This window comes from Streptomyces sp. NPDC001270 (assembly GCF_042896695.1).
Lineage (GTDB): Bacteria > Actinomycetota > Actinomycetes > Streptomycetales > Streptomycetaceae > Streptomyces.
Genome location: NZ_JBIAXM010000026.1, coordinates 47,534 through 68,150, shown reverse-complemented (window position 1 = coordinate 68,150; position 20,617 = coordinate 47,534). Strand labels below are relative to the sequence as shown.

Sequence of the window (20,617 nt, the reverse complement as noted above, 5' to 3'; positions counted from 1 at the left end):
TTGTTCCCGTTGCTCAGCCCGTGCCGGTTCAGCCCGATGTCGTCCCATCGCTTGCCCCTGCCGCCGTCGGCCTGCGCGAGGCCGACGAACCGGTCCATGTCGAGCCGGTAGTAGAGCGGCCCTTCGTCCGCCGGGCCGCCCGGCTGCGGCTCGGCGACACCGGCGGACACCAGGGTCTCGGCGTACTCCCGGTAGGTGGCGAGCACGATGGGGCTGGAGAACGGCCCGTAGGCGGTGGCCGGGTGGCCGGCCTGGGCCCGTTCCCGGGTGATCAGGTCCGCGGCGGGCTGCCCGGAGGGGAAGACGACGTCGTAGCCCGCGTAGCTCTGGGTGGCGATCCCGCGCGATCCCATGCGGGTGATGTGCATACGGAAGCCGTGCCGGAGCAGCAGCCGTTCGACCCCGGGATCCTCGAAGAACTCGGATTTGGAGGCCATCTTCGCCTCGATCGTCACGATCCGCCGGAACGGCAGCGGCCGGCGCAGCGGCGCCGGCCAGGATCGCTTCGGTCTTCGGACCGTCAACTTGGGTTCCGCTAAGCCGGGTTCATCGGCTCGGTTCGTGTTCATCGACACCAGCACCCCCGTGATGGAGGTTGGATCGTCAACCGCCGAAACGGCGTTCGAATGGCTGGCCGGTGAATCCCCGGGAGCCGACGCGCCAACAGGCGGCGCGGAAACCCCGTCCGCCCCTGAGGGCCCGTGCCCGGCTGTCCGGCGTGTCGCGGTGAGCCGCGGACGGGGCGCCGGTCGCCGCCGCCCTCACCGCGGTCGCGGGACCGCTCCCGCCGCGGGCGCACACCCCGCGGCGCGAGCTGCCGCGACGGTGTGACGTGCTGCGGCGGCACACCCTCTGAAGCCGGTCACGCGGAGTCACCGCGTGCCGGTCTCCCGAGGGTTTCCGCGCCGTCTGGAGGACCGTCACGGCTCGTCGCCCGCCGTTCGGCGAGCACACTCCGTAATTAAATCGTATCAATGGGATATAAAGATTGATAACGGCAGTAATATGGCGGGATGCAGAATCGGGCTGTGCGAACGAGGGAGCGGATTCTCCGCGCCGCGGCGGACCTGCTGACCCGTGAGGGCCGTACGGCGGTCTCGACGCGGGCGGTGAGTGCTGCCGCCGGGGTGCAGCCACCGACGCTCTACCGCCTGTTCGGCGACAAGGAAGGACTGCTCGACGCACTCGCCGCCTACGGGTTCCAGCAGTACCTCGCCGAGAAGCAGACTCTGGAGGAGACCGACGACACCATCGCCGACCTGCGCCGCTGCTGGGACCAGCACGTGGACTTCGGCCTCTCCCGGCCGGGCTTCTACGTGCTGATGTACGGCGAGGGACGCTACCGGGGGGACATCCCGGCGGGCCTGGAGACCATCGCCATCCTGCGGCGCAACCTCGCCCGGGTGGCGGCCGCCGGCTGGCTCCGCGTGAGCGTGGAACGCGCGACCCAGCTCATGCACACCAACGGCCTCGGAGTCGTGCTGTCCCTCATCTCGACCCCTCCGCCCCAGCGGGACCTCGAACTGCCGACAGTCGCTCGTGAATGCCTGCTGGGAACGATCACGGGCCTGGGAGACCGCGGCCCCCGGACGCCGAAGGACGTCGCGAGCCGCGCCGTGGCCCTGCGCGAGGCCCTGCGGGACAACGGCACCATCGCCATGACACGGTCCGAGGGCGCGCTGCTGGCCGACTGGCTCGATCGCATCGCCGACACGGGCCACTCGGCCCCGGCCGTCCCGGCGTCCGGCAGAAGGGACGGCTGCGGTGCCCGGTGACGAGATGATGCCGATCGCCACTCGGGCAGCGGAGCAGGGAGCGGGGCAGCCAGCCGGGCAGACGACGGGCGCTGCCGTGGCGGTGGTCGACGAGAAGGGAACCCTGGTCGGCTGGACGCAGGCCGCCGAGCGGCTCACCGGCTTCTCCGCCGCCGAGGTGGTCGGCCGCACCGCCGCGGACCTGCTGGCGGCGACCGAGGACAGCGCGAAGGCGTGGGCCCTCGCGGAGCGCTGCCGGGTCGAGGGAGGCTGGTACGGCCTGGTCGGGCTGCGCGACCGGGACGGCGACCGACTGGACGTGAACCTGCATGCCGCCCCGCTGGCAGGGCGGGACGGCAGGACCCGCTGGCTGCTCTCCGCGACCCGGATCACCGCCGTCGGCTCGTCACCGGTGAACCGGCTGGGGCTGGATTCGCTCCTGTCCCGTGCGCCGGTCGGCATCGCCGTCCGTGACCTCGAACTGCGCTGCACCTGGGTGAACGACGCCCTGGCCGTCCAGGACGGCATCACCCGCGAGCAGCGGCTGGGCCGGCGCCTCACGGAGGTGCTGCCGGGAGGCGAGTCCGAGGCGGTCGAGACGGTGATGCGGCAGGTCCTGAAGAGCGGTATGCCGAGGGTCGACCACGCCTACCGGCTCGTCGTGGCGAACGACTCGCGCCGCGAGCACGAGTTCTCGACCTCGTTCTTCCGCCTCGACGACGCGGACGGCGACACCGTGGGCCTGTGCGCCATGATCGTGGACGTGACGGACCGCTACCGGGCGCGAGAACGGCTGGTCACCCTCAGTGAGGCCAGCACGCGGATCGGCACCACCCTGGACGTGATGCGCACCGGCCAGGAACTCGCCGACTTCGCCGTGTCGCGCTTCGCGGACTACGTCACCGTCGACCTGGTGGAGTCGGTGCCGCTGGGCGAGGAACTGCTCGCCCGGCTCGGCGCGATGGGCGGGCGAATACCGGCCTTCCGCCGGGCGGGCCTGGCGTCGATTCACCAAGGGATCCCGGAGTCGCTGTGGCCACGCGGGGAGCCGGTCCTCGTCCCCGCCTTCTCGCCCTTCACCGATGTCCTGACCTCCGGCAGGTCCCACCTGGAGCCGGTGCTGGACACGTCTCCCGGCACCTGGCTCGACCAGGACCCGGAGCGGGCGGCGAAGATCCGCCTGCACGGCATGCACTCGCTGATGATCGTGCCGATCCACGCGCGCGGGGCGGTGCTGGGCGTGGCCGTCTTCGTCCGCACCGACGATCCGGCGCCGTTCGAAGCGGACGATCTGCTGTTCGCCGAGGAGCTCGTCAACCGCGCCGCGCTCTCGCTGGACAACGCCCGCCGGTACGTCCGTGAGCGCGCCGCTGCCTTCGCGCTGCAACGCAATCTGCTGCCGCGCCGCCTGAACGGCGGACCCGCGGTCGAAGTGGCGTCCCGCTATCTGCCCGCGGACACCGAGGACGGCGTCGGAGGCGACTGGTTCGACGTCATCCCGCTGTCCGGCGCCCGGGTGGCACTGGTCGTGGGCGACGTCGTCGGGCACGGCATCAACGCCGCGGCCACCATGGGCAGGCTCCGCACGGCGGTGCACACCCTCGCGAACATGGACCTGCCTCCGGACGAGCTGCTGGCCCAGCTCGACGACACGATCACCCGCCTCACCGAGGAGGACCTGGACGCCCTGGGCCGGCCCGTCGCGGTCGAGGGCGCCACCTGCCTGTACGCCGTCTACGACCCGGTCACCCGGCGCTGCACGATGGCGCGGGCCGGGCACCCACCGCCCGCGATCATCTCGCCGCAGGGCGAGGTCACCTTCCCCGACCTCCCGTCCGGCCTGCCGCTCGGCGTCGACCGGGCCTCCTTCGAGGCCGTGGAACTGGAACTGCCCGAGGGCTGTGTGCTCGCCTTCTACACCGACGGGCTGATCGAGCGCCGCGATGCGGACATCGACGTCGGGATGCACCGCCTCGGTGCCGTCCTGGCGCAGCCGGGCCTCCCACTGGAGGAGCTCTCCACGGCCGTGGTCGGCACCCTGTCGTCCCGGGCGCCGTCCGACGACGCGACGCTGCTCCTCGCCCGGACCCGTGCGCTCAGCACCGACCAGGTCGCCTCCTGGGAGCTGTCGCGCGACCCGGCCGTGGTCGGCCACGCCCGGGCACTGGCCGTCGGCCGGTTGACCGAGTGGGGGCTGGACCACCTGGCGCCCACCACCGAACTGATCGTCAGCGAACTGGTGACCAACGCGATCCGGTACGGTACGGGCCCCATCACCCTGCGCCTGATCCGGCACCACGTGCTGGTCTGCGAGGTCTCCGACGCCAACGACTCCGTCCCACGGCTGCGGCACGCCCGGGCCACCGACGAGGGCGGCCGGGGCCTGTTCCTCGTCTCACAGCTGTCCCACCGACGAGGCACCCGCTACACGACCGGCGGCAAGATCGTCTGGGCCGAGCAGGAACTGAGCCCGGAGATCTAGGAGCTCGCGTCGGTGCCGGGCCCGCGGGACGGCCGACGGGGTGACGCGCCGATGCCCGGTGGAGCGAGCCGCAGGCGTGTACCGCCGGGTCCGTCAGCGCAAGCTCGTGGTCCTGCTCACCCATTGCGCGAGGGCGAGCTGCCGGGCCGGAGCCGTCGGGCGCGCGGGGACCGCGTCGCCCTGGCGGCGGGCGACCGGCCGCGTACCGTGCGTACCGTCCGTCCCCGGGTGATCTCAGCGCTCGGCCCGTGCCGTGGGCCAGGCCGCCGCTGAGCAGGGACAGAGACGGGGCGGCCCGGCAGCGAGACGGTCGTGCTCGGCCCGGCAGAGCACCCGGCGGGTTTGAAAATCGCGAGCTTCGGCTACCCCTCGAACGTCGCTGCCTTCATCGACGACACGGATGCGCGAGGCTCGGCGGGGCACGGAAGGCGCGCTCGCGGGAGGCTGCGGACTCCGCTGCCACGCCGAGGCCCACCACTCAGAAGGAGGTCAGCTTGGGACGCGCGACGGCGGATCCGTACCCGGCCCCGACCACCCTCGCGCCGGGCACCTTACCCACGACGGGCGTAGCGCTCGTGACGGGCGCCTCATCCGGGATCGGCGCGGCCGTCGCACGCGCACTGGCCGCGGAGGGGTGGGAACTGCTGGTCTCCGGACGGGACCGTGACCGGCTGGACACGGTGGCGCGTGAGACGTCCGCCATCGCCATTCCCTGCGATCTGGCCGCCGCCGACGGCGTCCGGCACCTGGCTCACCGGGCCCTCGGACAGGCACCGGGCATCGATCTGCTCGTCGCGGCCGCGGGAGTGGGCTGGGCCGGTCCGTTCACCTCCATGCCCGCCGACGAGGTGGACCGGGTGCTCACGGTGGACCTGGCGTCGGTGGTGCACCTGGTCCGGCAGATCCTGCCCCACATGGTGGCGCGCCGGCAGGGCCGGCTGGTGCTGATCGGCTCCGTCGCGGGGTGCGTCGGGGTACGGGAGGAAGCGGTGTACTCCGCGGCCAAAGCGGGCCTGGGCGCCTTCGCCGAGGCGTTGCGGTACGAGTTGCACGGCACCGGCGTGCGATCCACCTACGTCGTTCCGGGCGTGGTGGACACCCCCTTCTTCGCCCGCAGAGGGGTGCCCTACGCACGTACCCGGCCGCGTCCCGTCCCGCCCGAACGGGTGGCCGCCGCGGTCGTCGAGGCCGTACGCCACGACCAGCACGAGGTGTTCGTGCCCGGCTGGCTCCGCGTCCCCGCCGTGGTGCGCGCCCTGGCGCCCACCACGTACCGGCGGCTGGCGGCCCGGTTCGGCTGAACGGAGCGAGCGCCACCCGGACGGGAAGGAGACGACGTGCCGCGGCACCGTGCCGTCGGAGACCGGCTGCGCACCGCGGCGGTCGCCGCCGTCCCCGCGCTCGTCGCGGCCGCCCACATCGGGCCCGCCGGAACCTGGCTCGCCGGTCCGCGGCGCGCCCTGCTGCCGGCCCTGGCGGGCATCGGCACCCCGCACCACGTGGCGCTCACCTTCGACGACGGACCCGACCCCCGCTCCACCCCCGCCTTCTTGGCCGTACTTGACGAACTGGCGGTCCGCGCCACGTTCTTCGTGGTGGGCGAACACCTGCTCGCCCACCGGAGGCTGGGCCACGACATCGTCCGGCGCGGCCACGAACTCGGGGTCCACGGCTGGACGCACGACCGTCCCTGGCGGCCCGCTCCGCGGCGCGAGGCCCGGCGGGTGGCACGGGCCGCGCACGCGGTGGCGGAGGTGTCCGGAACCGCACCCACGTGGTATCGGCCCCCGTACGGCATCCTGACCGGCGACCGGCTGCTGGCCGCGCGCCGTGCCGGACTGCGCCCGGTCCTGTGGACGGCCTGGGGCCGGGACTGGACGGCGCGCGCCACCGCGGAGTCCGTGGCCGCGACCGTGCTGACCGACCTGAGGGGCGGTGGCACGGTGCTGCTGCACGACACCGACCGGCACGCGGTACCGGGGTGCTGGCGGGCGGCGCTGGCCGCGTTGCCCGGCCTGGTGGCCGCGTGCCGGGCCGCCGGCCTGACCGTCGGACCGCTGGCCGAGCACGGCCTGACGGACCGGCGACGCACCCCCCACGCCGGGCCGGCGGGCGCCACCGGCAGCCGCCCCGCCCCGACGGGCCGGTGATCCGGTACGGGCCCGGGGGGACCGGGGGCGGCCACGCTCCTACCGCCGGGTGCCGCCCGCGGACGGTTCCGTCCCCCGTCCGGCGGCCAGTCGCTCCAGCGGCTCGACGACATCACCCCGGAAGAGGCCGCGGCCCGCACGGCGCAGGCGGTCGGCTGCCGCGCCCCCCGACGCGACGCGGTCCAGCGACGCCACCAACTGCCATGAGTCGCCCGCGTACTCGGTCAGCCCGAGCGCGGCCATCCGCCGTACGCCCTCCACGCCATGGCCCGGGATCGGCCGGTACCCGATGACCGGGACGCCGACCGCGAGCGCTTCGAGCGCCGTCTGCCCCGCGGCGTTGTCGACCACGGCGCAACAGGCCGCGATCAGGCCCGGCATGTCGTCCACCCAGCCCATGGCGGCCGTGCCCGGCACCTTCGACAGCGCACGGCGCAGACGCTCGTTCCGCCCGCACAGGACGACGGGCCGATAGCCCGCGCCGGACAACAGCCGGGCCGTCGCGTCGAGCCGGCTTCCCACCCCCCACGCACCCGCGGACAGCAGCACGGGCCGCCGCCGGTCGCCGTCCGTCAGCCGACGCCGCCACGACGGTTCGCCCGCCGGGTGCGGACGAAAGCCGTCCGGCAGCAGCGGACCGCACGCGACGGCGGGCCGTCCCAGGCGCCGCCGCACGTCCTGAGCGATCTCCTCGGTGAGACAGAGATGCAGGTCGTTGCCCCGGTGCAGCCACTGCCGGTGGACGGCGAAGTCGGTGATCAGCACCGCGCCGGGCACCGCGAGCCGCCCACGGGCCCGCATCCGGCCCGTCAGCTGGGCGGCGAGATGGAAGACCCCGACGACCGCGTCGGCCCGCCCGCCCGCCACCTCCGCGTTCAGCCGCTCCTCGGCGAGCGCCGCGAGGGGCGCGCTGCCCGGCCGCGGGCCGCTGTCGGCGCGGAAGAAGGCGGCGTAGATACCCGCGTACACCATGGGGGCGTGCCGGATCGCGGAGCGGTAGAAGCCGCGCAGTCCGGCTCCGACACCGGCGGGCAGCAGACCCAGCACGTCCGCGTGGAAGGTCTCGTGCCCGGCCGCGCGCAGCCGCCGGGCCAGCTCGACGGCCACCGCGTCGTGCCCCGCCCCCATGCTCGCGCTGACCACCAGCAGGCGGCTCACGGCCGACGCCGCCCTCGCCCGGCGGCGTGCGGGATCCGGCGGAGATCGGAGAGACACGGACGCGGGCACGGACGCGTAAGCGGCATGGTCACCTCGTATCGCACGGTGAGCAACAGGTATCCGCAGCACCGGCCGCCAAACGGGCGTCGGCCGGTATCCACCCGTCGTGCGTAGCCGGATCGGGAAGGTTTAGCCATGTGTACGGCGGTTACCACTTTTCTCGTTCGGCGGCCCCTGCCCGCCCACCGGCTGTGCGGTGGCCGCTCGCCGGGCCGTCCCGCGAACGACAGGCTTTCCGCATGAACGTGCTCACGGTCGTCACGGCCCTGCTCTCCGCGCTGTTCAACGCGGCGACGTCCGTCCTGCAGCGCAGGGCCGCGGTCCAGCCGTCCGCGGTCCCAGGCCGCGGACCCAGAGCGGCGCTGGCCCGGCTCGGGGGACTCCTGAGCCAGCCGTACTGGTGGGCGGGGGCGAGCGCCATGGTGCTCTCCGCGGTCTTCCAGGTCATCGCCCTGGACGCGGGACAACTGGCGCTGGTGCAGCCCCTTCTGACCAGCGAACTTCTCTTCACCCTGCTCATTGGCGCGGTGGTGTTCCGGCACTGGCCCGGTGCCAGGACCTGGCGGCCCTTCGTGATGCTCGCCGGCGGGCTGGCACTCTTCCTGCTCAGCGCGTCCCCTTCACGCGGCGGGGACCAGGCGGGCGACTGGCGTTGGCTGGTGGTCGGCGGCGGACTGGCCTGCTGTGTCGCCGCCCTGCTGACGGCCGCCGTGCGGGTGCGCGGCCCGTTGCAGGCCGCCACGCTCGGCATCGCGACCGCTGCCTGCTTCGCCGTCACCGCCGCGCTCATCAAAGAGGTGACCGGGCGCTTCCCGTACGGGCCCGGCGCGGTCCTCACCACCTGGCACACCTATGCGGGCGCCGCCACCGGACTGTTGAGCGTCCTGCTGCTCCAGTGGACGTTGCGGGCCGGCACGCTGGCCGTCTCGCAGCCGGCCATGACCCTGGGGGACGCCCTGATCAGTGTCACCCTCGGCGGCCTGCTGTTCGGGGAGACCATCGCGCTGGGCTGGCGCCTGCTGCCCGAAGCCGTGGGCATCGGACTGATGGCGGCAGGCATCGTCGGCCTGACCCGGTCGCCCGTGGTGAGCGGTGCCGGGAGCTGGGACGAGGTGACGTCCGAATCCTCCGGGGTCCGCCGCGACACCTGATCTCCGGCTGGGTCGAAGTGCCGTACCCGGGCCGTGCACCGGCCGGCCCGGTGCCGCTGTCCGGTCGGCGTCCTCCGCGACGACCCCCGCGGCGGCCGGGCCGGGACGGCGGTGTCCCCGGGGCGCGGTGGCGAGTGCCGAGGTTGCGCCATACGGTGAAGGAGGAAGTGACCCACAGACCCCCCGTTGGGCGGGTGACGGCGTGCGAACGCGGGCCGCCGCGGGGCAAGCCGCAGGACGTGGGTCACCCGGAACGGTCACCCCCGCCGACGCACGAGCCGTGTCCCCGCTTGCGATCACCGTCTCCTCACCCGTCCGTCCGTGACCGTCAGGAAAAGGGGCGTCCATGTGCGCACTCTCCCGGGACCCGGTGCCCCAGTCGGTGCTCTCCCCGCTGACAAGCGCGGCGATCTTCCTGGTCGTGACCGTCGACGAGGGCGGCGAGCCGGTCGTACGGGAGACGTTGTCGGACGTGAACGGGCTGCAGCGGGCGGTCGGCTTCCGGGCGGCGCAGCAGGGCAGGCTGAGCGTGGTCGTGGGCATCGGCTCGGACGCGTGGGACCGGCTGTTCGCCGGTCCGCGGCCGGCCGAACTCCACGCCTTCCGTGAGCTGGCCGGTCCCCGGCACCGAGCGGTGTCGACACCGGGCGACCTGTTGTTCCACATCCGCGCGACCCGGCTCGATCTGTGCTTCGCGCTGGCCTCCGAGATCATGGACCGGCTGCGCGGTGTCGTCACCACACGGGACGAGGTGCACGGGTTCAAGTACTTCGACGTGCGTGACCTGCTCGGGTTCGTGGACGGCACGGAGAACCCGACGGGCCCCGCGGCCGAGGCGGCTGTCCTGATCGAGGACGAGGACCCGCGGTTCCGCGGCGGCAGCTATGTGATCGTGCAGAAGTACCTGCACGATCTGCGGGCGTGGAACGCCCTGCCGGTCGAGGCCCAGGAACTGGCGATCGGACGCAGGAAGCTGTCCGACGTCGAACTGGACGACGCCGTCAAACCGGCCGACTCCCACGTGGCGTTGACCACCATCGAGGACCCGGACGGGACGAAGCACGAGATCGTGCGCGACAACATGCCCTTCGGGACTGTGGGGGAGGGCGAGTTCGGCACCTACTTCATCGGCTACGCCCGCACCCCGGCCGTGACGGAGCGGATGCTGGAGCGCATGTTCCTGGGCGCACCGCCCGCCACCCACGACCGGATCCTGGACTTCTCCACCGCGGTGACCGGATCGCTGTTCCACGTTCCCACCAGCGACTTCCTCGACAACCTCCCCGATCCGCCGGCCGCGGGGGAGAGCGAGCAGTCCGACGGCGCCGACGAGACCGGGACCGGGACGGGGACCGGCACCGAGGCCGAGGCGTCCCCGGCCGTACCGGTGGCATCCTCCTCGGCGGGCGCGGACGGTTCCCTCGGCATCGGCGATCTGAGTCCGTGACAGGAGGCGAGCACCCACGATGGACAATCTGCACCGTGAACTGGCGCCCATCTCCGCCGCCGCGTGGGCCGACCTGGAGGAAGAGGCACGCCGTACCTTCAAACGGCACGTCGCGGCCCGTCGGATCGTCGACGTGCCCGAGCCGGGCGGTACGGAACTGGCGGGTGTGGGCAGCGGCCATCTGCGGGACGCCGCGGCGCCGGCCGAAGGGGTGACGGCCCGCATCCGCCGGTTCCAGCCCCTGGTGGAGCTGCGGGTGCCCTTCACCGTCGACCGGCAGCAGGTGGACGACGTCGCACGCGGTGCCAAGGACGCGGACTGGCAGCCGGTCAAGGACGCGGCCAGGCAACTCGCCTTCGCCGAGGACCGCGCGGTGTTCGAGGGCTACGCCGCGGCGGACATCGCCGGCCTGCGCGAGAGTTCCTCCCACTCCGCCCTGACGCTGCCGGCCGACGTGCGCGCGTACCCCGACGTCGTCAGCAAGGCGGTCACCGTGCTGCGGCTCGCCGGCGTCGGCGGCCCCTACGCGCTGGCGCTGAGCGCCGAGGCGTACACCGCTGTCAGTGAGACCTCCGACCACGGCTACCCGATCATCAAGCACATCGCCCGGGTGCTGGACGGCGACATCGTGTGGGCACCGGCCATCGACGGTGCCTTCCTGGTGTCCAGGCGGGGCGGGGACTTCGAACTGCGCATCGGACAGGGCGTGTCCGTCGGCTACCTGTCGCACGACGACACGAGTGTCCGCCTGTACTTCCAGGAGACGCTGACGTTCCTCGCGTACACCAGCGAAGCCGTCGTGCCCGTGCAGGTGGAGACCGCCTGATCCGGCGGACGGTGGAGGAACAGACATGAAGGTCGCCATAGCGGGTGTGGGCGCGGTCGGCTCGGCCACGGCCCTCTCCCTCGTCGAACGCGGCGGAACCTGCCGGGAGATCGTGCTGCTCGACCGGAACAAACCCCGCGCCGACGGCGTCGCCACCGACCTGCGCTACGCCGCCCCCCTGTCACCGACGGTCGACGTGCGCGCCGGAGGCTACGACGACCTGGCCGACGCCGCGCTCGTCGTGATCGCCGCCGGTGTCAACGAGAAGGCGGGCGGTGCCACCGACCGCTCCGACCCCAAGGGCCGCCTGCGGCTGCTGGAGACCAACGCCAGGATCTTCGCCGACATCGTCCCCCAGGTGGTCGCGGTCGTGCCCCAGGCGGTGATCATGGTGGTCACCGACCCGCCCGATCCGCTGGCCGACCTCACCCGGTATCTCGCCGGGCACGACCGGGTGTTCTCGACCGGCACCCTCATCGACAGCCTGCGGTTCCGCGTGCAGCTCGCCGACCGTCTCCGGGTCCGGCCCCGTGACGTGCAGGCCCTGGTGGTGGGTGAACACGGCACTTCCGAGGTGCTGCTGTGGTCCTCGGCGACCGTCGGCGGCATTCCCGTCACCGGCCTGCTGGCCCAGGACGGCCGGTCCGTCGACGACCTGCGCCGGGAGATCGAACGGGACATCCGTTACGCCAACATCACCATCATCGAGGGTACCGGTGCGAGCCAGTACGGGATCGGAGCCGTCTCCGCCCGGCTCGTCGAGGCGGTCCTGCGCGACGAGCGCGCGGTGCTGCCGGTCGCCGCGTACTCCGCCGCGCACCGGGTCACCCTCTCCCTGTCGAGCGTTCTCGGCGCGGGCGGGGTCCAGCAGATGCACGAGCCCACCATGACGTCGCAGGAGCGCGAGGCCCTGGACGAGAGCGTCCACGTCCTGCGCGAAGCCGCCGAACGCGCGCTCGCCGTTGGAGCCGCCTGAACCGCGTCGCGCCCGTGCCTGCGTGCGAGGGGGCCCTGCCCGAACCGGTGGCGGTGCCGCCCACGAACCCAGAACGGCGAGCGGACACGCCCCTGGGCGGTCACGCGGCCGGCCGAACGCCCCCGGGACGCAGCCGGATCAGTGGCAGACAGGCCATCACAATGGCGCACACGACCAGCGCGAGGGGCAGTACGGCCGCCCAGACCGGTGCCGCCCGCAGGAGCGCCATGCACGCGGCCGCGCCCGCGACGAGGGCCCCGAGCCGGGCCGGTACCCACCGCCGCGAACGGGTCGTGCCCAGCCCCTTGACGATGTACGTGGCCAGGGTGCCGGTCAGGTACGTGGTGGGGGCCGCCGCCCGGCCGGCCGCCACCATCGCCGCCGCCTGGACCCCTATGGCCAGCGCGGCACCGAACTGCAGGACGTGCCGCGTCGTGCCGGCCGGCGCGCCGCCGACCACGGCCCAGGCTGCCGCGATCGCGGCCAGCAGAATCGCCTCCCCGACCAGGCAGAGCATCACCCGCGCCGACCAGTGCGTGACCGCCCCCGTCGACTGCCTCGTGGGCCAGGCGACCACCGCGGCGCCCACGCCGAACCCCACGAGCGCCAGCACCGCCGCGGTCACACCCGTGTCCTGCCCCCGGCCGGCCGCCATGCCGAGCAGGGCGAGATTGCTCGTCATGACCCCGGCGAAGACATGGTCCAAGGCGGTGAAGGAGATGGTCTCCACCGCCCCGGAGGCCGCCACCAGCAGGACCACGGCGAGCCGCAGAACCAGCTCCGGCTCGGCCGGATGCGTCGGGCCCGGTGGGACTTCTCCTCCGCGTTCGTCACTCACGGTGTTGGATGGTAACGCCAGGAGTGATCACCGCGTCCGAGGCCGGACGGCGCCGGGGCCGATGTCCTCGCCGGAGCACTGGGTGAGTCGATCCGTCCGAGTGCGCCGCGGTACCCACGGAAAGCGGGAACCGCGAGGACCACGAGCGCCCATCTTGGATCCCTCTTGTATCTAAGGTAGGCTCAATATGCATTGCACTGAGATTCCAGTGGGAAGGTGAGTGTTCCGTGTACTGCTTCGACTGTGTTCAGGAGGGTCTGCGAGAGCCTGCGGTGGCGGTCTGCGTGGACTGCGGCGCTGCCGCGTGCGGGGACCACGTCAAGTGGGTCGCGGCGTCGCTGCAGCGCGTGGTGGGCATGGGGGGATCCAGCAGTTATGACACCCGTCGCCTCCAGTGTGCGGCGTGCTGGGCGGCCCGGCACGGGGTCGCCGCCGCCTGACCCTCGCCCGGTCCTTCGCAAGACACCCGCGTCAGGGGTGGCCTGAGGGGCCGTCAGGGGTTGGCGCCGCTCCCTGGCCGGCGATCGCGGCTTCCTGTCCGGCGTGTGCGGCTTGCGCCCCGGCACCTGCGGCTCCCCGTCCGGCCGGCGCGGCAAGCTCGCCCGACAGACATGCTACGTATCTTGATGTAACAGGTGCTACATTCACCCGTGTGGCGGATATGGACCCGGCGGGTCGATGGCTCGTTCTCGTGATCAAAGTGCCTGCGGAACCCTCCCGGCACCGCGTGGCGGTCTGGCGTGAACTGCGCAGGATCGGCGCGTTGTCACTCGGTCAGGGCGTGTGGGCGGTACCGGACGTGCCGGTCTTCGCCGCCGGCATCGCCCGCGCGCTCACGCTGAGCGAACAGGCCGGCGGCCAGGCGCTGACCCTCAACGCCGCAGGACGGTCACCGCAGGACGCGTCCCGGTTCCGGGCGATGTTCACCGCGGCCCGCTCCGAGGACTGGAGCGAGTTCCTCGCCGACTGCGGCAAGTTCGAGGAGGAACTGGCGAAGGAGATCCGTATCGCCAAGTTCACCCTCGCCGAACTGGAAGAGGAGGAGCAGTCACTGGAGCGGCTGCGGCGCTGGCACCGCGATCTGATGGCCCGTGACGTGTTCGGCGCACCCGAAGCGGCCGCCGCCTCGAAACGGCTGAAGGAATGCGCCGCCGCCTGCGAGGACTACGCGGAACGCGTGTTCCGCGCGCTGCACCTGGCACCCGAGCAGGACCGGTGACCCGGATCGCGGCGGTCCCCTCGGCACCGGCCCGCCGGATGCGGCCGCTCTACGCGGCCGGGTTCACCACGGCGTTCGGAGCCCACGGCATCGCCGCGAACCTGGGTGCCTTCTCGTCGGACACGGTCACCTCACTGCTGGTCCTGGGTGGACTGCTCGCCCTGTACGACGGCGCCGAAGTCGTCCTCAAACCGGTCTTCGGCAGCCTCGCCGACCGGATCGGCGCTCGCCCGGTGCTGCTCGGCGGGCTCGTGGCGTTCGCCGGGGCCTCCGCCGTCTACGCCGTGGCGGACAGCCCCGGCTGGCTGTGGGCCGCGCGCCTGGGCCAGGGCGCCGCGGCCGCGGCCTTCTCGCCCTCCGCGTCCGCACTGGTCGCCCGGCTCAACCCCGCCGCCAGGCATGGCCGCGCGTTCGGCGGCTACGGCTTCTACAAGTCCGTCGGATACACCCTGGGCCCGTTGCTCGGCGGCCTGCTCGTCCAGGCAGGGGGTCTGCGGCTCGTGTTCGTCGTCCTCGCCGTGCTCGGCGCGGCCGTCGCCCTGTGGACCACGGCGAGCGTGCCCGCCGTACCGCCGCTGCCCAAGACCCGGCAGACCGTGCTCGACCTGGCCCGCCGCCTCGCCGAGCCGGCCTTCCTCGTCCCGACCGCCGCGCTGGCCGCCGCGACCGCCGCGCTCTCGGTCGGCGTGGGCTTCCTACCGGTCTCCGGCCGGGCCGCCGGGCTGGGCGCGGTCACCACCGGCGCCGTCGTCTCCGTGCTCGCCGCCTGTGCCGCGATCGTCCAGCCGAAGGCCGGCCGCGCGCTGGACGAAGGGCGGCTCACCACCCGGGTCGGCCTCGTCGCGGGCCTGCTGCTCACCGCTGCCGGGTCGGCCTGCGCCACGCTGCCCGGACTGACCGGCGTACTGGCGGGCGCCGTGCTGATCGGGGCCGGCACCGGTCTGATCACCCCGCTCGGCTTCGCCGCCCTGGCCTCCTCGACGCCTCCGGAACGCCTCGGCCGGACCATGGGCGCCGCCGAACTCGGCCGTGAACTCGGCGACGCGGGCGGTCCGTTGCTCGTCGCGGGCATCGCCGCGCTCGCCACCCTCACGTTCGGCTACGCGGCACTGGCCGTCCTGCTCGCCGCGGGCCCCGCCCTCGCACTCCTGCGTCACCGCTTCCGCAAGTGAGGACACGGGGCGCGCGGGCGCTCCCGCCCCGCTCAAGAACGCCACGAATGCCACGCCCTTCCGCCGTCATCACCGGCGCGGACCTCGGACGACAGCGGTCAGCGCCGGCCGGCCCGGGCCAGCGCCTCCTCGGCCCCGGCGGCCAGGGTGCCGACCAGATCGGCCGCGGACGGCAGGTCGTCGATGAGGTCGACGCCCTCGCCGGCCCACCGCGGCAAGCCCGGGATCCGGCCTCCTGCCACGGCGTCCCGATAGGCGTGCCGGGCATGCGGGTCCGCCGCGAGTTCGTCCTCCCGGCCCCGCCACGCGTCGAGGAAAGGGTGGCCGAGGGTACGCGCGGTGTACCGGGCCGGCCAGCGTGAACCGCGGGCGATGTCCAGCACCCTGTTGCGTTCGGTGTCCTCCCCGTGGCCCTCCACGATCGCCCGGGCGGTGGTGGGGTCGACCAGGGCTTCGGCCGTGGCCTGGAAGCGGGTGCCGAGCAGCGCTCCGGCAGCCCCGAGCGCCAGGGCCGCCGCCACCCCGCGGCCGTCGGCGATCCCGCCGGCCGCCAGCACCGGCACCGGCGCCGCGAGGTCCGCCACGACGGGCACGAACGGCAGCGTGGACCGCCCGCGCCGGGCGCCGTGCCCGCCTGCCTCGGTGCCCTGCGCCACGATCACATCGGCGCCCAGGTCCACCGCCCGCCGGGCCTCCTCCAGGTCGGTGACCTGAATGATCAGCGCCGGGCCCGCGTCCCGGACGCGCTTCGCGAACGGACCGGGGTCGCCGAAGGACAGCATCACCGCCGCCGGTTCGTGCTCCAGCGCCCGGGCAATCGTGTCGGCGTCGATCGCCCAGGTCTGAAAGCCGATGCCCCAGGGCTTCCCGGCGCCCTCATCGGCCAGGACGGGCAGTTCACGGGCCAGCCATTCCCGGTCCCCGTTCCCGCTGCCCAGCAGCCCGAGACCGCCGCCGCGCGAGACGGCCGCCGTCAGCGCGCCGCCGGCCGACCCGCCCATCGGGGCCAGGGCGATCGGATGCTCCACACCGAACAGTTCAGTGAACGACGTCGACAAACCCATGGTCGCAATCCTCCCGTGAAGAACCCTGCGGCTCCGCCCGTGGGAGCCGTACCCACCCGGCCGCGGGATCGACCGCCGGATCGCCGGCGCACAGGTCACCGGAGCCGGTCAGGCCCGAGGGCGTCCCGCGGTGGCGAGGACGTCCGCCGGCTGCGGGCCGCCACCGGCACGCAGCGCCGGCGCGGCCGCCCGGGGGCGTGCCGGCGTGCACGCCGCACGGCGACGGCGCAGTCTGGACGCATGACCGTATGACTCTCCTGACTCCCGGACCGATGCGGGGCCCCTGTCTCCGGCGCAGCCTCGCTCCACGACGCGACAGCGGCCCGACACAGCACCCGTACGCGAAAACGCCGAGGCGTGCCGGTCCACGGCAAGAGCACACCGCCTGCTGACGCCCACGCGGCCCGCAGACCCGGAGCACGCCCGGTCCGGGGCACGCGCCCGGTCCGGAGCGGCGCCGACGCCGGTCGGCGGGCCGCGAGTTCACCCGGTGGAGGACGCCGGGACGACCACCGGATCCACTGGGGTGACCGCGAACGCACCCGGCTCCGGCGGCCCCGCCGAACACTGCGGCCACGGAACGGCATGTGTCAAGACATCCGACCGGCCCCGCGACTCGTTCTCCTAAATTAGTAATAAATATTGACAGGGTATCGGCCTCGGGCCACAGTCTTCGCCGTGACGCGCAGGCCCCTGTCCCGGTGCGGCCCGCGTCTCTTCCTCCTGCTTCCGACCTGGGAGAGGCATGTGACTTCCCACCCGCCCGCACACCGACCCCGACACCACCGGATCCCCCGGGCCGCCCTCGCGGCGGGGATCGCGGTGGTCCTGGCCGCCACCGTGACGCCCTCCGCCGGAGCCCACCCGGCCGACGCGCCCACGACCGTGGACCAGGGAGCGCCCGACTACTACGACAGCGGTCTCGCGCCGACGCCCTACATGGGCTGGAACACCTATTACGGACTGGGCGCGCCCACCGAGAAGGAGGTGCGTGCCGTCGCCGACACGCTGGCCGGCAGCGGTCTGCGGGACAGCGGCTACGACATCGTGTGGCTGGACGGCGGCTGGCAGGCCGACAACCCCCGTGACGCACAGGGCCGGTTGGCCGCCCACCCGGAGCGCTTCCCGTCCGGCATCCCCGCCCTCGTCTCCTACCTGCACAAGCGCGGACTGCGGGCGGGCATCTACACCGACGCGGGCACCTACGACGGCGGCGGGAGCTGCGGCCTGGGCAGCCGGGGCCACTACGAGCAGGACGCGCGGCAGTTCGCCGAGTGGAAGGTCGACGCCATCAAGGTCGACTTCCTGTGCGGCATCGGCGAGAAACTCGATCCGGGGCCCGCCTTCAAGGAGTTCAGCGACGCGGTCGCCAAGTCGGGCCGCCGGATGCTGCTGAACCTGTGCAACCCGCTGACCGACGACTGGGGTCTGCCGCACACACCCGAACAGGACGCGCACAACACCTACGGCTACGCGCCGACGATCGCGGATTCCTGGCGTACCGGCACCGACATCGCCTGGGGAACGCCGAGCCCGGGTCAGTGGCCCAACGTCCTGCGCACCATGGACGCCAACGCCTGGCACCCCGAGGCGCAGGGGCCCGGCCACTACAACGACCCGGACTACCTCATCCCGACGCGCCGCATGGCCGACGGGAACCTGGAGCTGACGGAGGAGGAGTCCACCACCCAGTTCGTGATGTGGGCCGAGATGGGCTCCCCGCTGGTGCTCGGATCCGACCCACGCACCCTCCCGGCATCGATGATCGACACCCTGCGCAACCCGGAGATCATCGCTGTCGACCAGGACCCGCTCGGCATCCAGGGCGTGCGGGTGGCCACCGACGCGACCGGCGACGTCTACAGCAAGGTCCTGGCGGGCCACGGCCGGCGTGCGGTCGTCCTGCTCAACCGCTCCGACCAGCCGGCCGAGCGCACGGTCCGGTTCGCCGACGCGGCGCTCGGCGGCCCGGTGAACGTCCGTGACCTGCGCGCCCGAGCCGACCGCGGCACGCACGGCGGGTCCTACACCGTGCGGGTGCCCGCACACGGCACCGCCTTCCTCGAACTCACCGGCAAGGACGCCCTGCCCGGCACCGGACTGGGCGTACGGACCACCGCGAGTCCGGCCGTGGTGCGCGGCGGCGACACCCTGAGCACCTTTCTGCGCGGCCCGCACGGCACGCTCCAGGAGCACACGGCCGCGGCCGACAGCACCGCCCGGCCTGCCGTCCGCGACCTCGGCGGCCCGGCGGCGGGAGGCATCCTGGGCCAGCCCGCCGCCTACGCCTCCCCGGGCAGCCGCGTCGACGTCTTCGTACGCGGCGCCGACTCCCGGGTGTACCGGCGGGCGCTCGCCGACGGGCGCTGGGGCCGGTGGGAGAGCCTGGGCGGCCGGGTGACCGACGCGCCGACGGTGGCGTTCACCGACCCGGCGCACTGGACGCTGTTCGCGCGCGGGGCGGACGGGCGGATCGTGCAGCGCGGCCCGTCCTCCGACTGGTCCTCGCTGGGGTCGCCGGGCGACCGGCCGACGTACGGCAGGCCGTCCGCGGTCGTCGATGCCGAGGGGCGCGTCCACGTGGCCGTGCGGACCGCCGCGGACGACGTGTGGACCCGCTCCCGCGCGGCGTCGGGCCAGTGGTCGGCGTGGACGTCGCTCGGCGGGACGGTCAGCGGCAGCCCGACCCTCGTCGCCGCGGGGGACGCCGTGCTGCTGTACGCGCGGGCCGGGGACTACGCCCTCTGGCAGCAGCGGTACGTCTCCGGTGCCTGGCAGGGCTGGTCCAAGCGCGAGGAGTTCCCGAGCGCGGCCTTCGACGGCGCGCTCGGAGCGGTCGAGGGGCAGGGCGGCACGGTCGACGCCGTCTACCGCGGGGTCGACGGCTTCGTGCACCGCATCGAGTTCAAATAAATTAGTAATTAATCTTGACGTGGTGTGAGTGCCACGCGAACCTGGATCCACCGCGAGCGGGGCCGCCCACGCCTCGGCCGCCGCCGCCCCGCCGCGTGGATCCACAGGGAGCCCTCCATGACGAACCTTCAGCCCAGCCGACGGCGGTTCCTCGCCGGACTCGGTGCTGCCGGGACCGCGGCACTGCTCAGCGGCTGTGTCACCGCCACCTCCACCGCCAAGTCCTCCGCCAAGGGGGCGGTGACCCTTCAGTCCAACCTCTCCGCCCCGCAGGCGAAGGCAGCGATGGAGGACCTGGCCGCCGCCTACACCAAGAAGGGATCCGGGCAGGTCAGCCTCAACACCGTCGCCGCCGAGACCTTCCGGACCCAGCTGCCGACCTACCTCACCTCCGCCAACCCGCCCGACGTCTACACCTGGTACCCCGGTTCGGTGGCGGACGCCTACGCCAAGAAGAACCTGCTGCTCGACCTCGACGACGTCTGGACCTCCTCACCCGACCTCAAGCGCTACTCCAAGGCCCAGAACACGCTCTGCACCGCGAGTTCCGGCAAGAAGGTCTTCGTACCCGCCACCTACTACTGGTGGGGCATGTTCTACCGGAAGTCGAACTTCGCGAAATGGGGTGTGCGCGAGCCCAAGAGCTGGGACGACTTCCTCGCCCTGTGCGACACGCTCAAGTCCAGGGGCGTCGCCCCGATCGGTCTTGGCGCCGGCGGCAACACCGCATGGGTCGCCTCCGCCTGGTTCGACTACCTGAACATCCGCGTCAACGGCGCCGACTACCACCGCCAACTGCTCGCCGGCCGACGCCGCTTCGACGACCCGGAAGTGCGCAAGGTCTTCGACCGCTGGCAGGAGGCACTGCCGTACTTCGACCCCGACGGCACCGCCCTCGCCTTCCAGGACGCCACGACCGCCCTGCTCAACGGCCGCACCGGCATGATGCTCATCGGGACCTTCTTCGCCGACGCGGCACCCAAGGACGCCCTCGACGACATCGACTTCTTCCGCTTCCCGGTCATCGACCCCAAGGTGCCGCTCGCCGAGGAGGCCCCCACCGACGGCTACTTCGCCAGCGCCCGCACCGGACGGCACGACCAGGTGGCCGACGTCCTGCGCTACCTCGCCACCGCCGAGGCGCAGGAGATCTACATCAAGGGCTCCTCGGGCACCGTCCTGCCCTGCCACCCCGACGCCAAGGACGCCGGCACCCCCCTCGTCCGCAAGGGCCGCGCACACGTCGAACAGGCCGCCGAGATCACCCAGTTCTTCAACCGCGACTCCAGCGACGCCCTCCAGCCCACCGCGGACACCGCGCTGGGCAAGTTCCTCGCCAAGCCCAAGAGCGTCGGCAGCATCCTCACCGACTGGCAGCGCGACGCCCAGAAGATCTGGAGCGCCTGA

General features: G+C 73.2%; 15 protein-coding genes. 12 read left to right on the top strand and 3 right to left on the bottom strand.

Features of this window, described 5'->3' with window-relative positions:
* The first annotated feature begins 1,028 nt into the window (after positions 1-1,028).
* From ACFY2B_RS33515 to ACFY2B_RS33500, 4 genes are all read left to right on the top strand, one after another.
* Entirely contained in the window at positions 1,029-1,775 is a 747-nt protein-coding gene (locus ACFY2B_RS33515; protein WP_390766833.1) for a TetR/AcrR family transcriptional regulator, read from the top strand.
* A 4-nt stretch (positions 1,776-1,779) separates the two neighbouring features.
* Positions 1,780-4,236 (top strand): SpoIIE family protein phosphatase, encoded by a 2,457-nt coding sequence (locus ACFY2B_RS33510; protein ID WP_390766884.1) that lies wholly within the window; start codon positions 1,780-1,782, stop codon positions 4,234-4,236.
* A gap of 494 nt (positions 4,237-4,730) precedes the next feature.
* Positions 4,731-5,537 (top strand): SDR family NAD(P)-dependent oxidoreductase, encoded by an 807-nt coding sequence (locus ACFY2B_RS33505; RefSeq protein WP_390766832.1) that lies wholly within the window; start codon positions 4,731-4,733, stop codon positions 5,535-5,537.
* Positions 5,538-5,573: 36 nt separating this feature from the next.
* Entirely contained in the window at positions 5,574-6,386 is an 813-nt protein-coding gene (locus tag ACFY2B_RS33500; protein ID WP_390766831.1) for a polysaccharide deacetylase family protein, read from the top strand.
* Positions 6,387-6,425: 39 nt separating this feature from the next.
* Here ACFY2B_RS33500 and ACFY2B_RS33495 read toward each other — a convergent pair whose 3' ends face one another.
* On the bottom strand, positions 6,426-7,514 hold the full coding sequence (locus ACFY2B_RS33495) for a galactosyldiacylglycerol synthase (protein WP_390766883.1): 1,089 nt from the start codon (positions 7,512-7,514) through the stop codon (positions 6,426-6,428).
* Between the two features lie 329 nt (positions 7,515-7,843).
* Here ACFY2B_RS33495 and ACFY2B_RS33490 point away from each other — a divergent pair, with 329 nt between their 5' ends.
* The 4 genes from ACFY2B_RS33490 to ACFY2B_RS33475 all read left to right on the top strand — a co-directional run bounded on the left by ACFY2B_RS33490 (position 7,844) and on the right by ACFY2B_RS33475 (position 12,004).
* Positions 7,844-8,755: a DMT family transporter gene (locus tag ACFY2B_RS33490; RefSeq protein WP_390766830.1), complete on the top strand. Its 912-nt coding sequence runs from the start codon at positions 7,844-7,846 to the stop codon at positions 8,753-8,755.
* A 346-nt stretch (positions 8,756-9,101) separates the two neighbouring features.
* A complete protein-coding gene (locus ACFY2B_RS33485) occupies positions 9,102-10,202 on the top strand; it encodes a Dyp-type peroxidase (RefSeq protein WP_390766829.1) in 1,101 nt (366 codons plus the stop codon).
* A gap of 19 nt (positions 10,203-10,221) precedes the next feature.
* Positions 10,222-11,028 carry a family 1 encapsulin nanocompartment shell protein gene (locus tag ACFY2B_RS33480; protein ID WP_390766828.1) on the top strand — a complete coding sequence of 269 codons (807 nt, stop codon included), beginning with the start codon at positions 10,222-10,224 and terminating at the stop codon, positions 11,026-11,028.
* A 25-nt stretch (positions 11,029-11,053) separates the two neighbouring features.
* Positions 11,054-12,004 (top strand): hypothetical protein, encoded by a 951-nt coding sequence (locus ACFY2B_RS33475; RefSeq protein ID WP_390766827.1) that lies wholly within the window; start codon positions 11,054-11,056, stop codon positions 12,002-12,004.
* A gap of 100 nt (positions 12,005-12,104) precedes the next feature.
* Here the strand turns inward: ACFY2B_RS33475 and ACFY2B_RS33470 are convergent, their stop codons facing one another.
* The gene (locus ACFY2B_RS33470; protein WP_390766826.1) at positions 12,105-12,842 is read right to left on the bottom strand and encodes a DUF1275 family protein; all 738 of its coding nucleotides are present in this window, start codon (positions 12,840-12,842) and stop codon (positions 12,105-12,107) included.
* 661 nt (positions 12,843-13,503) lie between these two features.
* On the opposite strand from ACFY2B_RS33470, the gene ACFY2B_RS33465 reads away from it, so the two are divergent.
* Positions 13,504-14,061, top strand: coding sequence for a Chromate resistance protein ChrB (locus ACFY2B_RS33465; RefSeq protein WP_390766882.1), 558 nt, complete (start codon positions 13,504-13,506; stop codon positions 14,059-14,061).
* Between the two features lie 38 nt (positions 14,062-14,099).
* Positions 14,100-15,233: an MFS transporter gene (locus tag ACFY2B_RS33460; protein ID WP_390766881.1), complete on the top strand. Its 1,134-nt coding sequence runs from the start codon at positions 14,100-14,102 to the stop codon at positions 15,231-15,233.
* A gap of 98 nt (positions 15,234-15,331) precedes the next feature.
* On the opposite strand, the gene ACFY2B_RS33455 is transcribed toward ACFY2B_RS33460, so the two are convergent.
* Positions 15,332-16,297: an NAD(P)H-dependent flavin oxidoreductase gene (locus ACFY2B_RS33455; RefSeq protein WP_390766825.1), complete on the bottom strand. Its 966-nt coding sequence runs from the start codon at positions 16,295-16,297 to the stop codon at positions 15,332-15,334.
* A gap of 747 nt (positions 16,298-17,044) precedes the next feature.
* Here ACFY2B_RS33455 and ACFY2B_RS33450 point away from each other — a divergent pair.
* Both ACFY2B_RS33450 and ACFY2B_RS33445 read left to right on the top strand, forming a co-directional pair.
* Positions 17,045-19,210, top strand: coding sequence for a glycoside hydrolase family 27 protein (locus tag ACFY2B_RS33450; protein ID WP_390766824.1), 2,166 nt, complete (start codon positions 17,045-17,047; stop codon positions 19,208-19,210).
* Between the two features lie 117 nt (positions 19,211-19,327).
* Positions 19,328-20,617 (top strand): ABC transporter substrate-binding protein, encoded by a 1,290-nt coding sequence (locus ACFY2B_RS33445; RefSeq protein ID WP_390766823.1) that lies wholly within the window; start codon positions 19,328-19,330, stop codon positions 20,615-20,617.

What these genes read in the sequence shown, in the direction of transcription:
- ACFY2B_RS33510 (WP_390766884.1), top strand. Translation starts at nt 1,780, where the DNA reads ATGATGCCGATCGCCACTCGGGCAGCGGAGCAGGGAGCGGGGCAGCCA.
- ACFY2B_RS33495 (WP_390766883.1), bottom strand. Translation starts at nt 7,514, where the DNA reads ATGGGGGCGGGGCACGACGCGGTGGCCGTCGAGCTGGCCCGGCGGCTG.
- ACFY2B_RS33490 (WP_390766830.1), top strand. Translation starts at nt 7,844, where the DNA reads ATGAACGTGCTCACGGTCGTCACGGCCCTGCTCTCCGCGCTGTTCAAC.
- ACFY2B_RS33485 (WP_390766829.1), top strand. Translation starts at nt 9,102, where the DNA reads ATGTGCGCACTCTCCCGGGACCCGGTGCCCCAGTCGGTGCTCTCCCCG.
- ACFY2B_RS33480 (WP_390766828.1), top strand. Translation starts at nt 10,222, where the DNA reads ATGGACAATCTGCACCGTGAACTGGCGCCCATCTCCGCCGCCGCGTGG.
- ACFY2B_RS33475 (WP_390766827.1), top strand. Translation starts at nt 11,054, where the DNA reads ATGAAGGTCGCCATAGCGGGTGTGGGCGCGGTCGGCTCGGCCACGGCC.
- ACFY2B_RS33465 (WP_390766882.1), top strand. Translation starts at nt 13,504, where the DNA reads ATGGACCCGGCGGGTCGATGGCTCGTTCTCGTGATCAAAGTGCCTGCG.
- ACFY2B_RS33460 (WP_390766881.1), top strand. Translation starts at nt 14,100, where the DNA reads ATGCGGCCGCTCTACGCGGCCGGGTTCACCACGGCGTTCGGAGCCCAC.
- ACFY2B_RS33455 (WP_390766825.1), bottom strand. Translation starts at nt 16,297, where the DNA reads ATGGGTTTGTCGACGTCGTTCACTGAACTGTTCGGTGTGGAGCATCCG.
- ACFY2B_RS33445 (WP_390766823.1), top strand. Translation starts at nt 19,328, where the DNA reads ATGACGAACCTTCAGCCCAGCCGACGGCGGTTCCTCGCCGGACTCGGT.